The organism is Pseudomonas sp. Marseille-Q5115 (genome assembly GCF_916618905.1).
GTDB lineage: Bacteria > Pseudomonadota > Gammaproteobacteria > Pseudomonadales > Pseudomonadaceae > Aquipseudomonas > Aquipseudomonas japonica_A.
In genome coordinates this window covers 885,567-899,533 of sequence record NZ_CAKAKI010000001.1, presented here as the reverse complement: position 1 = coordinate 899,533, position 13,967 = coordinate 885,567, and the positions used below count along the sequence as shown (strand labels likewise).

The 13,967-nt window shown below is 63.0% G+C and carries 14 protein-coding genes; 2 read left to right on the top strand and 12 right to left on the bottom strand.

The window, feature by feature from the left end:
• Window positions 1–23 precede the first annotated feature (23 nt).
• The 5 genes from LG385_RS04265 to acs all read right to left on the bottom strand — a co-directional run bounded on the left by LG385_RS04265 (window position 24) and on the right by acs (window position 5,474).
• Complete coding sequence (locus LG385_RS04265; RefSeq protein ID WP_225772681.1) at window positions 24–788, bottom strand: ABC transporter ATP-binding protein; 765 nt, start codon at window positions 786–788, stop codon at window positions 24–26.
• Between the two features lie 49 nt (window positions 789–837).
• Window positions 838–1,536, bottom strand: a complete 699-nt coding sequence (locus tag LG385_RS04260; protein ID WP_225772679.1) for an ABC transporter permease — start codon at window positions 1,534–1,536, stop codon at window positions 838–840.
• A complete protein-coding gene (locus tag LG385_RS04255; RefSeq protein ID WP_181111702.1) occupies window positions 1,533–2,222 on the bottom strand; it encodes an ABC transporter permease in 690 nt (229 codons plus the stop codon). The genes LG385_RS04260 and LG385_RS04255 overlap by 4 nt, the downstream gene beginning before the upstream one ends.
• A gap of 97 nt (window positions 2,223–2,319) precedes the next feature.
• Window positions 2,320–3,096, bottom strand: coding sequence for an ABC transporter substrate-binding protein (locus LG385_RS04250; protein WP_225772677.1), 777 nt, complete (start codon window positions 3,094–3,096; stop codon window positions 2,320–2,322).
• A 422-nt stretch (window positions 3,097–3,518) separates the two neighbouring features.
• Window positions 3,519–5,474, bottom strand: a complete 1,956-nt coding sequence (acs, locus tag LG385_RS04245; protein WP_181111700.1) for an acetate--CoA ligase — start codon at window positions 5,472–5,474, stop codon at window positions 3,519–3,521.
• 337 nt (window positions 5,475–5,811) lie between these two features.
• Between acs and LG385_RS04240 the strand changes: the two genes are divergently transcribed.
• Window positions 5,812–6,054 carry a DUF2790 domain-containing protein gene (locus LG385_RS04240; RefSeq protein ID WP_413247354.1) on the top strand — a complete coding sequence of 81 codons (243 nt, stop codon included), beginning with the start codon at window positions 5,812–5,814 and terminating at the stop codon, window positions 6,052–6,054.
• 42 nt (window positions 6,055–6,096) lie between these two features.
• Here the strand turns inward: LG385_RS04240 and LG385_RS04235 are convergent, their stop codons facing one another.
• The 7 genes from LG385_RS04235 to LG385_RS04205 form a co-directional block, all read right to left on the bottom strand.
• Entirely contained in the window at window positions 6,097–7,299 is a 1,203-nt protein-coding gene (locus LG385_RS04235) for an MFS transporter (protein WP_225772673.1), read from the bottom strand.
• 114 nt (window positions 7,300–7,413) lie between these two features.
• Entirely contained in the window at window positions 7,414–8,793 is a 1,380-nt protein-coding gene (locus LG385_RS04230) for an amino acid permease (protein ID WP_225772671.1), read from the bottom strand.
• A 116-nt stretch (window positions 8,794–8,909) separates the two neighbouring features.
• Window positions 8,910–10,052, bottom strand: a complete 1,143-nt coding sequence (gene rluB, locus LG385_RS04225; protein ID WP_225772669.1) for a 23S rRNA pseudouridine(2605) synthase RluB — start codon at window positions 10,050–10,052, stop codon at window positions 8,910–8,912.
• 115 nt (window positions 10,053–10,167) lie between these two features.
• A complete protein-coding gene (gene scpB, locus LG385_RS04220) occupies window positions 10,168–10,965 on the bottom strand; it encodes an SMC-Scp complex subunit ScpB (RefSeq protein WP_225772667.1) in 798 nt (265 codons plus the stop codon).
• Window positions 10,966–10,985: 20 nt separating this feature from the next.
• Window positions 10,986–11,813, bottom strand: coding sequence for a segregation and condensation protein A (locus tag LG385_RS04215; RefSeq protein WP_225772664.1), 828 nt, complete (start codon window positions 11,811–11,813; stop codon window positions 10,986–10,988).
• Window positions 11,810–12,439: an L-threonylcarbamoyladenylate synthase gene (locus LG385_RS04210; protein ID WP_181111694.1), complete on the bottom strand. Its 630-nt coding sequence runs from the start codon at window positions 12,437–12,439 to the stop codon at window positions 11,810–11,812. The genes LG385_RS04215 and LG385_RS04210 overlap by 4 nt, the downstream gene beginning before the upstream one ends.
• 1 nt (window position 12,440) lies before the next feature.
• Window positions 12,441–13,310 (bottom strand): PHP domain-containing protein, encoded by an 870-nt coding sequence (locus LG385_RS04205; RefSeq protein ID WP_225772662.1) that lies wholly within the window; start codon window positions 13,308–13,310, stop codon window positions 12,441–12,443.
• Window positions 13,311–13,375: 65 nt separating this feature from the next.
• Here LG385_RS04205 and LG385_RS04200 point away from each other — a divergent pair, with 65 nt between their 5' ends.
• A complete protein-coding gene (locus LG385_RS04200) occupies window positions 13,376–13,966 on the top strand; it encodes a septation protein A (RefSeq protein WP_225772661.1) in 591 nt (196 codons plus the stop codon).
• The last annotated feature ends 1 nt before the right edge of the window (window position 13,967 follow it).

Genomic DNA, 13,967 nt, shown 5'->3' with positions numbered 1-13,967 from the left:
GTTCCGGACGGCGCGAAATACGCTCATTTAAGACTACCCGAGAGGAACTGGCGCAGCCGCTCCGACTGCGGGTTGGCCAACACTTCACGAGGATTGCCTCGCTCTTCTACCAACCCTTGGTGGAGGAACACTACCTGGTTGGACACTTCCCGGGCAAAGCCCATTTCGTGTGTGACTACCACCATGGTGCGGCCTTCCTGCGCCAGCGATTGCATTACCTTCAGCACGTCACCCACCAGCTCCGGGTCCAGCGCTGAAGTGGGCTCGTCGAACAGCATCACTTCCGGCTCCATCGCCAATGCCCGGGCAATGGCCACGCGCTGCTGTTCGCCGCCGGACATATGGCCGGGGTAGGCGTCCTTGCGGTGGGTCACCCCTACTTTGGCCAGGTAGTGTTCTGCCTTTTCCTGGGCGTCCTTCTTGCTCATCCCGAGCACGTGCACCGGCGCTTCCATCACGTTCTGCAATGCGGTCATGTGGGACCACAGGTTGAAGTGCTGGAACACCATTGCCAGCCTGGCGCGCATGCGCTGCAACTGCTTCGGGTCACCGGCCTTGAGGCCGCCGCCTTTGTTGGGCACCAGCTTGAGGGCTTCGTTGTTGAGCAGGATCTGCCCGGACCAAGGTTGCTCCAGCAGGTTGATGCACCGCAGGAAGGTGCTTTTGCCCGAGCCACTGGACCCGATGATGCTGATCACATCGCCTGCCTTGGCCGCCAGACTCACGCCCTTGAGCACTTCATGGCTGCCGTAGCGCTTGTGCAGGTCCTGTACTTCGAGTTTGTTCATGCTGTGTTCTCTGAAATAAGGGTGGGCAGCGCGCCGCCCATGAACGCGATCAGCCCTTGCGTGGCGCCAGGTAGCCCAGCCAGCGCCGCTCGGCCAGCTTGAACAGCCGCACGAGGATGAAGGTAAGGGCCAGATAGATGGCGCCCGCGGTAATGTACGCTTCGAACGGCAGGTAATACTGCGCGGTGACCGTGCGGGCCGCGCCGGTGATGTCCATCAGGGTCACGATGGAGGCCAGGCTGGTGGTCTGCAGCATCATGATCACTTCGTTGCTGTACTGCGGCAACGCGCGGCGCATGGCCGACGGCAGCAGAATGCGCCGGTACATCAAGGCCCGCGACATGCCCATGGCCCGCGCCGCTTCGATCTCGCCATGAGGCGTGGCGCGCAGGCTGCCGGCGATGATCTCGGCTGTGTAGGCGCTGGTATTGATGGCAAAGGCCAGGCAGGCGCAGAAGGTGGCATTGGATAACCATGGCCACAGTATGCTTTCACGCACGGCGGCGAACTGCGCCAGGCCGTAGTAGATCAGGAACAGCTGCACCAGCATGGGCGTACCACGGATCACGTAGGTGTACGTCCAGGCGAGGGCATTCACCCAGGGCCGTCGCGACACCCGCATGAGCCCCAGCGGCAGCGCGGCCAGCAGCCCGAGCAGCAGCGAAATGGCCAGCAACTTGAGGGTTTCCAGCATGCCTGCCAGGTACAACGGGAGGTTGGCCTGGATCACCGTGTAGTCGAAGATCATAGTTCTGCCGTCCTTACACCAACCGAGTAACGCCGCTCCAGCCATTTGAGCAGCAGCAGCGAAACACTGGTGATCACCAGGTACAACGCCGCCACGGCCAGGTAGAAGGTAAAGGGTTCACGGGTGGCGTCTGCCGCCTGCTTGGCCTTGAACATCATGTCTTGCAAGCCCACCACGGAAATGAGCGCGGTCGCCTTGGTCAACACCAGCCAATTGTTGGTGAAGCCCGGAATTGCCAGGCGGATCATTTGCGGAACCAGCACCCGGTAGAAAATCTGCAGGCTGCTCATGCCGTAGGCCATGCCGGCTTCGGCCTGGCCCTTGGGAATGCCCATGAAGGCGCCGCGGAAGGTTTCCGACAGGTACGCGCCGAAGATGAACCCCAGGGTGAACACCCCGGTCAGCAACGGATTGAGGTCGATGTAATCGTCATAGCCCACCAAGGGGCCCAGGCGATTGATCAGGTCCTGGCCGCCGTAGAAGATCAGCAGGATCAGTACCAGGTCCGGAATGCCGCGGATCACCGTGGAATACAGTTCGCCTAGCCAGGCCAGCGCACGCACCGGCGACAGGCGGAACGCGGCGCCCAACAGCCCCAGCACGATGGCCAGCGCCATGGACGAGAGCGCCAGTTGCAGGGTCAGGCCGACCCCCTCGAGGATGACCTCGCCGTAGCCTTTCAACATGCTCGCAAGCCTTCAGAATGAGCGCGGGCGTAAACGACCGCTAAGGGCACAGAAATGAAACAGGGCCGCGCACGGCCCTGCGGAGAGACAAGGCGGGTTACTGACCGTAGATATCGAAGTCGAAATACTTATCCTGGATTTTCTTATATTCGCCATTCGCGCGAATTGCAGCGATCGCCGCGTTCAGCTTGTCCAGGTTGGCCTTGTCGCCCTTGCGCACGGCAATGCCTACGCCGTCGCCGAAGTAGTTCACGTCGGTGAAGGCCGGGCCGGCGAAGGCGAAGCCCTTGCCCGAATCGGTCTTCAGGAAGCCGTCCTGCAGCAAGGTGGCGTCGGCCAGGGTACCGTCGAGACGGCCAGCGGCCAGGTCAAGGTAGATTTCGTTCTGCGAGCCGTAGGGCTTCACTTCCACGCCCTTGGGCGCCAGCACTTCGCGGGCGAAGCGTTCATGGATCGAGCCACGCTGCACGCCGATGTTCTTGCCTTTGAGCGCGCTCAGGGAGTCGTCCAGCGCAAAGCCTTCCTTCATCACCAGGCGAGCCGGGGTGAGGTAGTAGCGGTTAGTGAAATCCACGGATTTCTTGCGGTCTTCGGTGATGGACATGGACGACAGGATGGCGTCGATCTTGCGCACTTTGAGCGCCGGGATCAGGCCGTCGAACTCTTGCTCCACCCATACACACTTGACCTTCATCTCGGCGCACAGGGCATTGCCGATGTCGTAGTCGAAGCCAACGATGCTGCCGTCGGGTGCTTTGGAGGCGAAGGGCGGGTAAGCGGCTTCGATACCAATCTTCATCGGCTTGTCTTCCGCTGCGGCGGCGAAGGACAACACGGACAGCGCCAGGGCACCAAAGAGTGCAAGCTTCTTCATGGGTGAACTCCATCGGGGGTAACACACGACAGCGGGCAGGCGTGTTACCAGGATCAATCGCGCCTCCAAAGCGGAAGCGAGTGGGGGCATTCTAGCGGCGTGTGGGGATGGGAAATTTCTGCAATGCGACAACATATTACAGAACGAACGAATACCGGCAGCCAGCCTATTGACAAGGCGGCCCGGTATTGATCAATCGCGAGAGTTCAAACAAGAACTTACTGCAAGTTTCCTGCCCTTTCAGACGGGGCGCATGCTAGAGCGGCTGGGGCATCATCCCCGACCCATGCGACCGCCGACCGCTCCGTAAACTGTTTCTTACGGTTTCAGCGGGCGCATTATCCGGTAACACCGCTTGGGTTTCCACACAGCAAAAGCCCCGCCAAAGCGGGGCTCGATAAACGGCCTTGAATCCTGAGGGGTCAGGCCGCCGACATTTGCCTGTGGGTGTCGATCAGGTGCTGCACCACGCCAGGGTCGGCCAGGGTGGAAATATCCCCCAACGCCCCGTATTCAGCGGTCGCGATCTTGCGCAGAATACGCCGCATGATCTTGCCGGAGCGGGTTTTGGGTAACCCGGGCGCCCACTGAATCACATCGGGTGAAGCGATAGGGCCGATTTCCTTGCGCACCCAGTTTTTCAGCTCCTGACGCAGCGCTTCGCTGGGCTGCTCGCCGGCGTTGAGGGTCACGTACACGTAGATGCCCTGCCCCTTGATGTCGTGTGGCACGCCCACCACTGCCGCCTCGGCCACCTTGGGGTGCGCAACCATGGCGCTTTCGATTTCCGCGGTGCCCATGCGGTGGCCGCTCACGTTGAGTACGTCGTCCACGCGGCCGGTGATCCAGTAGTAGCCATCCTCGTCGCGGCGGGCGCCGTCGCCGGTGAAGTACATGCCCCGGAAGGTCTTGAAGTAGGTATCCACAAAGCGGTCGTGGTCGCCGTACAGCGACCGCGCCTGCCCCGGCCAGGAATCCAGAATCACCAGGTTGCCTTCGGCCGCGCCTTCGATGAGGTTGCCCAGGTTGTCCACCAAGGCCGGGATCACCCCGAAGAACGGCTTGGTCGCCGAGCCTGGCTTGAGGCCGATGGCGCCAGGCAGCGGGCTGATCAACACGCCACCGGTTTCGGTTTGCCACCAGGTATCGACAATCGGGCAGCGCTCCTTGCCCACTGTCTTGTAGTACCAGTTCCAGGCCTCGGGGTTGATCGGCTCCCCCACCGAGCCCAGCAGGCGCAGGCTGGAGCCATCCGCGCCCTCCACGGCGGCGGTGCCTTCGGCCATCATGGCGCGAATGGCCGTGGGTGCGGTGTAAAGAATGTTCACCTTGTGCTTGTCGATGATCTTCGACACGCGGGTAATGTCCGGGTAGTTGGGCACGCCCTCGAACAACAGCGTAGTGGCGCCGTTGGCCAGCGGGCCGTACACGATGTAGCTGTGGCCGGTCACCCAGCCTACGTCGGCCGTGCACCAGTAGATTTCGCCGGGCTTGTAGTCGAACACGCGCTCATGGGTGAGCGCCGCGTACAGCAGGTAACCCGCGCTGGTGTGCAGCACGCCCTTCGGCTTGCCGGTGGAGCCGGAGGTGTAGAGGATGAACAACGCTTCCTCGGCGCCCATTTCCTTTGGTGCACAGGTGCTCGAAGCCACTTCCAGCAGCGCGTGGTACCAGATGTCGCGGTGGCGGTTCCACTCGATCTCGCCACCGGTGCGCTTGCACACGATCACCTTCTGCACGCTACTGGTTTCCGGGTTGGTCAGCGCCCGGTCCACGTTGGCCTTGAGCGAGGTTTTCTTGCCGCCCCGCACGCCTTCGTCCGCCGTGATCACCACCTTGGACTTGCAGTCGATGATGCGCCCGGCCAAGGCTTCCGGCGAAAAGCCGCCGAATACCACCGAATGGATCGCGCCGATACGGGCGCAAGCCAGCATGGCTACCACCGCTTCGGGAATCATCGGCATGTAAAGGGTGACCACGTCGCCCCGGTGCACGTCCTGGCCGCGCAGGGCGTTGGCGAACTTGCACACCTCTTCGTGCAGCTCACGGTAGGTGATGGTGCGGCTGTCGGCCGGGTCGTCCCCTTCCCAGATGATCGCCGCCTGGTCGCCACGGGTTTCCAGGTGGCGGTCAAGGCAGTTGTAGGCCACGTTCAGCGTGCCGTCGGCGAACCATTTGATGTCCACGCGATGGTCGTCGAAGGAGGTCTGCTTCACCTTGTCGAAGGGTTTGATCCAGTCCAGACGCTGGGCTTGCTCGCGCCAGAAGCCGTCGGGGTTCACCACGGACTGCTGGTACATGGCCTTGTAGGTTGCCTCGTCGGTGAGGGTGTTTTCCTTCACTTCAGGGCGAACGGGGTACAGGGAAGCCGCACTCATCTTTACTTTCCTCGGGGGCAATCATTGTTCTTGTATGGTTGCGTTGTACGTGAACCCACGGCCAGGCAACCATTCGACGATGGTAGTAATAGTCGCGGTGCAGCACTGCCTCGGGCAGCGCAATTGTTACGTATTCCGATAATACTGTTTATCAAAAGCCAGCCTGTTACTGCCGTCAAGGCCGCGCCTAGAATGCGCCCCGCCAGCAATGGCAACGCACTGAACAGCCCCCACGAAGGCCTGCTTCCAAACGCTCCCTGAACGCCAGCCCGCGCCCCGAAAAACGGTCGCGCGGGCACGTTCGACCGTAAAAAGGTAAACCGCAATGAAACGCTTGATGTTCGCACTCTCCGCCTGCGCCCTGCCCACGGCAATCGTGGCGGCGTTGCCCGCTGTGGCGGATGAACTTCCTGTAGAACACTATAGCTATTCCATGCCCCTGGACATCGCCCGGGTAGTGTCCATGGAGTCGATACCCAGCGTGTGCAAGGTAGTGCCGCTGCACATGGTGTACGAGGACAGCAAGGGCCAACGCCACCTGCTCGAATATGAAGTGATGGGCAGCGGGTGCGTGGATTGACGCGACGCCTAGGGCGCCGCGCCTGTGATGCCGAACCGGATGTTACAACGGCTCGTCCGGATGCCGCGGCGCGTTCAGGCTTTGCTTGTACAGCCGCAGGCTGAGCAGCAGGCCGGCAATGGCGGCAATGGCGGCAACGAGGAAAATCGAGGCGAAGCCGAAGCCTGACGCCACCGCTCCGGCCACCGGGCCGGTAAGCCCGAGGGACAGGTCGACGAACAGCGAATAGGCGCCCACCGCAGCGCCACGGCTTGAGGCGGGTACCAGGTTGACCGCTTCCACGCCCAGCGCCGGGAACACCAGCGAGAAGCCGAAGCCGCTGAGCGCCGCCCCTGCCATGGCCCATTCCATGCTGGGTGCCAGCCACAGCATCAGCAAGCCGAGCGACTCTACCCCCAGGCAGGTGATTGCCACGCGGAACCCGCCCAGGCGGTTGATCATGCCGCCGAACAACAGCCGCGCGAAGATGAAACAGGCGCCGAACAACGAGAGGCACAGCGCGGCGTTGCCCCACTGATTGGATGCGTAATACAGCGTGATGAAGGTGGCAATGGTGCCGAAGCCGATGCCGCCCAAGGCCAGCCCGCAGCCATGCGGGAATACCCGCCCCAGCACATGAATGAACGGCAAGCGCTCGCCGCTGACGATAGGCGCGGCCAACTTCGGCGACGCCAGGGCCACGCCCAGGGCGGACACCAGCAGCACCGCCACGCCCATGCTCCATAGCCCCAGCTGCCCTACCAGCCACACCCCACCCGGCGCGCCGATGGCCAGCGCACCGTAACTGGCAATGCCGTTCCAGGAGATGACCTTGGCGGTGCGGGCAGCGCCCACCCGGCCGATGCCCCACCCGATAGCGCCGGACCCCACCAGGCTTTCGGCCGACCCCAGCACGATACGGCCAACGAACAGGCAGGCCAGGCTAAGCCCCGGCAGCGCCTGCAACCACGCCGCCAGCAGCATGAACACGCCGCTGAGCCCACAGCCGAACAGCCCGTAGATCACCGCCTGCTTGCTACCACGGTTATCGATGATGCGGCTGGCATAGGGCCGGCTGAGCAAGGTGGCCAGGTACTGCACGCTGATCACCAGGCCGGCCAGTACCGCACCGAACCCCAGCGTGGTATGGACGAAGCCCGGCAACACCGCCAGCGGAATGCCGATGTTCAGGTAGCCGATAAAGGTGAACAGTACGATGGAAACAACCTGAAGCGTGACCGCCAGGGGGTGCGGTGTAGAAGCCATGTGCGCGCCGTGTGAGTGATCGAAGATAGAGATTCTAGCGCAGACGCGCGGTACCTGTTCCCGGGGTCCCCGGACGCCTGACCCACCCCGCCCCACAGGGGTGGGGGAAGGTATTCAGCGCCGCGACTTGAGCCGGTACAACCCCAGCGACACCAGCACCCACACCGGGATCATCATCACCGGCACGTGCATGCCCATGGCCCACATCACGCCGAGAATCAGCACCACGAAGGCCAGGCACAGGTAATTGCCAGCCGGGTACCACACCGCCTTGAACAGGGGCCGCTGGCCCTGGCGATCAAGGTGCTGGCGGAAGCGCAAATGGGACCAACTGATCATCGCCCAGTTGATTACCAGCGTAGCCACTACCAGCGCCATCAGCACTTCCAGGGCGTCGTGAGGCATGAGGTAGTTCAGCAGCACGGTAACCGCAGTGACTGCCGCCGAGGCCAGGATCGCCAGCACGGGTACGCCGCGGCGGTCGATCCGGGCCAGCACTGCGGGTGCATCGCCCTGCTCCGCCATGCCTACCAGCATGCGCCCGTTGCAATAGGCGCCGCTGTTATACACCGACACCGCCGCGGTAAGCACCACGAAGTTGAGCACATGGGCGGCCGTGCCACTGCCCAACATGGCGAACACTTGCACGAAGGGGCTGGCGCTATAGGCATCGCCGGCGCTGCCCAGGGTACCGAGCAGGCTGTCCCAGGGAATCAACGACAACAGCACGACCAAAGCGCCGACGTAGAAGATCAGGATGCGCCAGATCACCTGGTTGATGGCCTTGGGGATCACCTCCCGTGGCCGGTCTGCTTCCGCGGCAGTGAAGCCGAGCATCTCCAGGCCACCGAACGAGAACATGATCAGTGCCAGCGCCATCACCAGGCCGTGTATGCCGTTAGGGAAGAACCCACCGTGCTCCCACAGGTTGGCCACGCTCGCCTGGGGCCCGCCATGGCCAGAAACCAGCAACCAGCTACCCAGGCCGATCATGCCTACCACCGCCGCGACCTTGATGATCGCAAAGCAGAATTCAGCCTCGCCGAACACCCGTACGTTCGCCAGGTTGACCAGCGTTACCAGGGCGAAGAAGCCGGCCGCAGATACCCAGGTGGGGATCTCCGGCCACCAGTATTGAATGTACTTGCCCACCGCTGTGAGCTCGGACATGCCCACCAGGGTGTACAGCAACCAGCAGTTCCAGCCGGATAGAAAACCTGCGAAGCCGCCCCAGTAGCGATGGGCGAAATGGCTGAAGGAACCCGCTACCGGCTCTTCCACGATCATCTCGCCGAGCTGACGCATGATGAGAAATGCGATAAACCCGCACAGGGCGTAGCCAAGGATCATCGACGGGCCGGCAGATTTCAGCACGCCGGCGGACCCGAGGAACAGGCCAGTGCCGATGGCGCCACCGAGGGCAATGAGTTGGATATGGCGGTTCTTCAGGCCACGCTTGAGGGCGCCTGAATCGGAGGGGTGGGAAGCGGTCAAAAGCGGTCACCTTGAATATTCAGCACTGCGCTTTCCCGCTGGCAACGATCGGCGGGGAAGAATGACGAAAAACGGGGTAAAGCGAACCGCCCGGGGGCTACCCGGGCGGCAAGGGCTTAACGCTTTGGCGAACCTTTGGGTGCGCCGGTGGAGCGGCCGCTTGGCTTGCCGCCCGGGCGCCCGCTCGGGGAACCCGAAGGCTTGCCGTCTGGCTTGCCGTCTGGCTTGCCGTCCGGCGAGCGACGATTGCCGCCGCGCACTTCGCTAGGGCGCTCGGCCACCACGGTGCCACGGTTGGCGGCAGGGCGTGGCTTCTGCTCGTCGCGAGCCTTGCGTGGGGCGCGCTCTTCACCGCTTTCCAGCGCGGGGCGAACTTGCCGCACGCGCTCGTTACGGCCCAGTGGGCGAGCCGACTTGCGCTGCATACGCTCGAGCTTTTCCTTCGCCTTGGCGGTTTGCACCGGCATGGCAACGGGCTGGAGGCCCACTTCGCCAGCCAGAATGTCCACCTCGTGCTGGCCCAGTTCACGCCAGCGGCCCATGGGCAGGTCCGAGTTGAGGAACACCGGGCCGAAACGCACGCGCTTCAGGCGGCTGACCACCAGCCCCTGGGACTCCCACAAGCGGCGAACTTCGCGGTTACGCCCTTCCATCACCACGCAGTGGTACCAGTGGTTGAAACCTTCGCCGCCAGGTGCTTGCTGAATGTCGGTAAACTTCGCCGGGCCGTCTTCCAGCACCACACCTTCCTTGAGGCGGGCGATCATGTCGTCGTCCACTTCGCCGCGTACACGCACCGCGTATTCGCGGTCCATCTCGTAGGACGGGTGCATCAGGCGGTTGGCCAGCTCACCGTCGGTGGTGAACATCAGCAGGCCGGTGGTGTTGATGTCCAGGCGACCGATGTTGATCCAGCGACCTTCGCGCGGGCGCGGCAGGCGATCGAATACGGTCGGGCGGCCTTCGGGGTCGTCGCGGGTGCAGATTTCGCCGTCGGGCTTGTTGTAAATGATCACGCGGCGGACCGTTTCGGAGGCTTCTTCGCGCTTGATCAGCTTGCCATCCACACTGATGGCGTCGTGCAGGTCGACGCGCTGGCCGAGGGTGGCCACCTTGCCGTTGACCTTGATGCGGCCTTCGCCGATCCAGGCCTCTACGTCGCGGCGCGAGCCTACGCCGATACGCGCAAGGACCTTCTGGAGTTTTTCACCTGCTGGGGGCAACGGAGCCTGGGCTTCGTCGAGTTCGTGTTCATTCATGGTTGGCACCTCCCGGTGGGTTGACGACACGGCGGCTTTCGCCGAAAAGGGCGCGCATCATACGCCCAAAGCCGACGCGGCGCACCCGGTTGGGGGGAAGTATTCGACCAGCGCGTCAGCGCGGTTCAGCTTCCTCGTTGCTGTCGGACGGTTCGGGAGCCAGCTCCTGGTCGAGCTCGAGCTCTGGCACACGCAGGTCGTCGAAGTCGGTTTTCAGGCCTGCCTCCAAGGTGTCCAGCTCCAGCAGCAGGCTTCGGAAGCTGGTTTCTTCCGCCGGCGGTGCGGCGTCGGCATTTTCCGCCTCGGCACTGGCATCGGCCATGGCCTGCAGGTGCGCAGGCACGGGCAGGTCTTCCTCGTCCATCAAAGGCCGTGGTTCCAGTTCGCGAAGGTCGGCCAACGGCGGCAGTTCGTCCAGGTTCTTGAGGTTGAAGTGGTCGAGAAACGCCTTGGTGGTGGCGAACATCGCTGGCCGGCCAGGCACCTCGCGATGGCCCACCACGCGAATCCACTCTCGCTCCAACAGCGTTTTCACGATGTTGCTGTTGACCGCCACGCCGCGAACGTCCTCGATCTCCCCCCGGGTGATCGGCTGGCGGTAGGCGATCAGTGCCAAGGTTTCGAGCAATGCGCGGGAATACCGCTGCGGCCGTTCTTCCCACAATCGGCCTACCCAGGGAGCATAACGCTCGCGGATCTGCAGGCGGTAGCCAGAGGCCACTTCTACCAACTCGAAGGCGCGGTTGTCACAGGACTTTCGCAACAGGTCCAGGGCCTTGCGAAACACCGTGGGCCCCGGGCGCTCGGCCTCTTCAAACAGTTCGTAAAGGCGGTCTAGGCTTTGCGGCTTGCCAGAGGCGAGCAGAAAGGCTTCGAGCAGGGAGGCCAGCTCGCGGGGTTCATTCAGATTCATGGGGGCTCAGGTCGCTGCGTTCATTCCCCGCGCACCCGAACATGGATGGCGGCAAAAGGCTCATTCTGCACCAGCTCGATCAAAGATTCCTTCACCAGTTCCAGAATAGCCATGAAGGTGACCACCACGCCCAACTTGCCTTCATGGGCCGCGAACAGGTCGATGAACGGCACGAAAGCACCGCCCTTGAGCTTTTCCAGCACTTCGCTCATCCGCTCGCGGGTAGACAGCGCTTCGCGGCTCACCTGATGGCTTTCGAACAGGTCGTTGCGGCGCATCACTTCGGCCATTGCCAGCAGAACTTCCTCCAGCGCCACATCCGGCAGTAGGCGTCGGGCCTTGGCCTGAGGTGCGTCCAGCTGAGGCACGATGATTTCCCGGCCCACACGGGGCATGCCGTCGATGCCCTCCGCTGCGGCCTTGAAGCGTTCGTACTCTTGCAAGCGGCGAATCAGTTCGGCGCGAGGGTCGCCCTCCTCCTCCTGCACCTCGGCGGAACGCGGCAACAGCATGCGGGACTTGATTTCGGCCAGCATGGCGGCCATCACCAGGTATTCGGCGGCCAGCTCCAGCCGGATCGTCTTCATCAGCTCCACGTACGTCATGTACTGGCGGGTGATTTCCGCCACGGGAATATCGAGGACGTCGATGTTCTGCTTGCGGATCAGGTACAGCAGCAGGTCGAGCGGGCCTTCGAAGGCTTCGAGAAACACTTCGAGCGCATCGGGCGGGATGTACAGGTCTTGCGGCACCTCGGTGAAGGCTTCGCCATAGACCAGCGCCAGCTGCAACTGGCCCCCGGCTTCGGCCTCGGGGTCAGCGGCCACCGGGTCAACGATTTCGGTCATGCACCCGCCTGGAACGGCGCCGGGTCGCCACAGCCCACCCGTACTACATGAGGATCGTCGCCGGAAAGGTCCACCACGGTGGAGGCCGAACCGCCTCCCGGGCCGCCGTCGATGATCAGGTCCACGTGATGCTCCAGCCGCTCACGCATTTCATAGGGGTCGCTCAGTGGCTCGGCATCGCCGGGCAGGATGAGGCTCACGCTCATCAGTGGTTCGCCGAGCGCTTCGAGCAGGGCCTGGGCGATGGGGTGCTCGGGCACGCGCAGGCCGATGGTACGGCGCTTGGGGTGTAGCAGCAGCCGCGGCACTTCGCGGGTGGCGCTGAGGATGAAGGTATAAGGCCCCGGGGTATGCGCTTTCAACAAGCGGAACGCGGCGGTGTCTACCTTGGCGAACAGGCCCAGTTGCGACAGGTCGCAGCACAACAGGGTGAAGTTGTGCCGGTCGTCCAACTGACGCAGCCGGCGCACCCGCTCAATGGCGGACTTTTCGCCGATCCGGCAACCGATCGCGTAGGACGAATCGGTGGGGTAAACCACCACGCCCCCTGCGCGAATGATGTCCACTGCCTGCTTGATGAGGCGTGTTTGCGGCGTTTGCGGGTGAATCTGAAAGAACTGGCTCACTTCATATCCCTGATGGTAGGCATGCACGCTCATCGCCAAAACGCTCCCACAGCAACGGCAGGTCTTGCGGAAGCGCGCGGTAGCTGCCGATTTCGCCCCAGTTGCCCGGCCCGTGGAAATCGCTGCCGGCACTGGCCAGCAAGCTGAATTCTCGGGCCAGGATGGCCAAGGTACCCGTTTGCTCGTCTGCCTGTTGGCCATTGACTACTTCCAGGGCCTGACCACCCGCGTTCTGGTAGTCGGTCACCAGGCGGCGACGCTTGCTTCGGTTGAAATCATAGTGCATCGGATGAGCCAGGCTTACCCAGCTGCCCGCCCGGCGCAGAGTGGCTACGGTCTGCTCGAGCGTGGGCCAGTGCTGCTTCACGTCGCCAATCTTGCCGGCACCCAGCCATTTGCGAAACGCCGTTTGCCGGTCCGGCACGTGGCCCTGCTGCACGAGAAAGTCGGCAAAGTGCGGCCTGGCCGGCGCGTTGCGGCTGTCACCCAGGGCTGCCTGAATGGCTCGCGCCCCTTCCAGCGCGCCGGGCATGCCCTTGGCGGCCAGCCGGCGGTCGATTTCTTCGGCACGCTGCCAGCGCCCGGTGTGCAAGGCCTCCAACGCTTCGTTCAGGTCCGGGGCGTCCAGCGGGAAGCCGTAACCGAGCACATGAATAGTGGCGCCGCCCCAGGTGCAGGACATTTCCACCCCGCTTACCCATCGCATCCCTAGCGTAGCCGCCGTGTCCCGGGCTTCGGCCAGGCCATCCACGGTGTCATGGTCGGTAAGAGCAAGCAGCTCCACGCCGCGCTCATGGGCGCGCGCCACTACGCTGGCCGGGGCCAGGGCACCGTCGGAGGCCGTACTGTGGCAGTGCAGGTCAACATTCATGGCGGCGCTTTCGAGTTCAAGAAGGTTTGCTATTATGCCGCCACATTCCGCGCCTGGCTGCCACCGTGAAACAACTGATCGACTTTATCCCGCTGTTACTGTTTTTCATTGTTTATAAAACCGAGCCCCGCACGCTGGACCTGGCCGGTCACAGCTTTGCCTTCGGTGGTATTTTCAGTGCGACCGCGTTCCTGATCGGCAGTTCGCTGGTGGTCTATGGCTTGCTGTTCATTCGCCAGCGGCGGCTGGAGAAAAGCCAGTGGCTGACCTTGCTGGCCTGCCTGCTGTTCGGCGGCATGACCCTGGCGTTCCACAGCGAAACCTTCCTCAAGTGGAAGGCGCCGGTGGTCAACTGGCTGTTCGCCCTGGCGTTCCTGGGTAGCCATTTTATCGGCGACCGCGTGCTTATCCAGCGCATCATGGGCCATGCCCTGAGCCTGCCCGCCGCGGTGTGGAACCGCCTGAACGTGGCCTGGATCATCTTCTTCTTGATTTGCGGGGCAGCCAACCTGTTCGTGGCCTTCACCTTCGAGCGCTTCTGGGTGGACTTCAAAGTGTTCGGCAGCCTGGGCATGACCTTGCTGTTCCTGTTGGGCCAGGGCGTATACCTGTCGCGTCATCTGCACGATCACGAACCTTCCAAAACCGAGGACTGAC

Bases quoted from the DNA above. Each gene is read 5' to 3' on its own strand.
- LG385_RS04265 (WP_225772681.1), bottom strand. From the start codon at position 788: ATGAACAAACTCGAAGTACAGGACCTGCACAAGCGCTACGGCAGCCAT.
- LG385_RS04260 (WP_225772679.1), bottom strand. From the start codon at position 1,536: ATGATCTTCGACTACACGGTGATCCAGGCCAACCTCCCGTTGTACCTG.
- LG385_RS04255 (WP_181111702.1), bottom strand. From the start codon at position 2,222: ATGTTGAAAGGCTACGGCGAGGTCATCCTCGAGGGGGTCGGCCTGACC.
- LG385_RS04250 (WP_225772677.1), bottom strand. From the start codon at position 3,096: ATGAAGAAGCTTGCACTCTTTGGTGCCCTGGCGCTGTCCGTGTTGTCC.
- acs (WP_181111700.1), bottom strand. From the start codon at position 5,474: ATGAGTGCGGCTTCCCTGTACCCCGTTCGCCCTGAAGTGAAGGAAAAC.
- LG385_RS04240 (WP_413247354.1), top strand. From the start codon at position 5,812: ATGTTCGCACTCTCCGCCTGCGCCCTGCCCACGGCAATCGTGGCGGCG.
- LG385_RS04235 (WP_225772673.1), bottom strand. From the start codon at position 7,299: ATGGCTTCTACACCGCACCCCCTGGCGGTCACGCTTCAGGTTGTTTCC.
- rluB (WP_225772669.1), bottom strand. From the start codon at position 10,052: ATGAATGAACACGAACTCGACGAAGCCCAGGCTCCGTTGCCCCCAGCA.
- scpB (WP_225772667.1), bottom strand. From the start codon at position 10,965: ATGAATCTGAATGAACCCCGCGAGCTGGCCTCCCTGCTCGAAGCCTTT.
- LG385_RS04215 (WP_225772664.1), bottom strand. From the start codon at position 11,813: ATGACCGAAATCGTTGACCCGGTGGCCGCTGACCCCGAGGCCGAAGCC.
- LG385_RS04205 (WP_225772662.1), bottom strand. From the start codon at position 13,310: ATGAATGTTGACCTGCACTGCCACAGTACGGCCTCCGACGGTGCCCTG.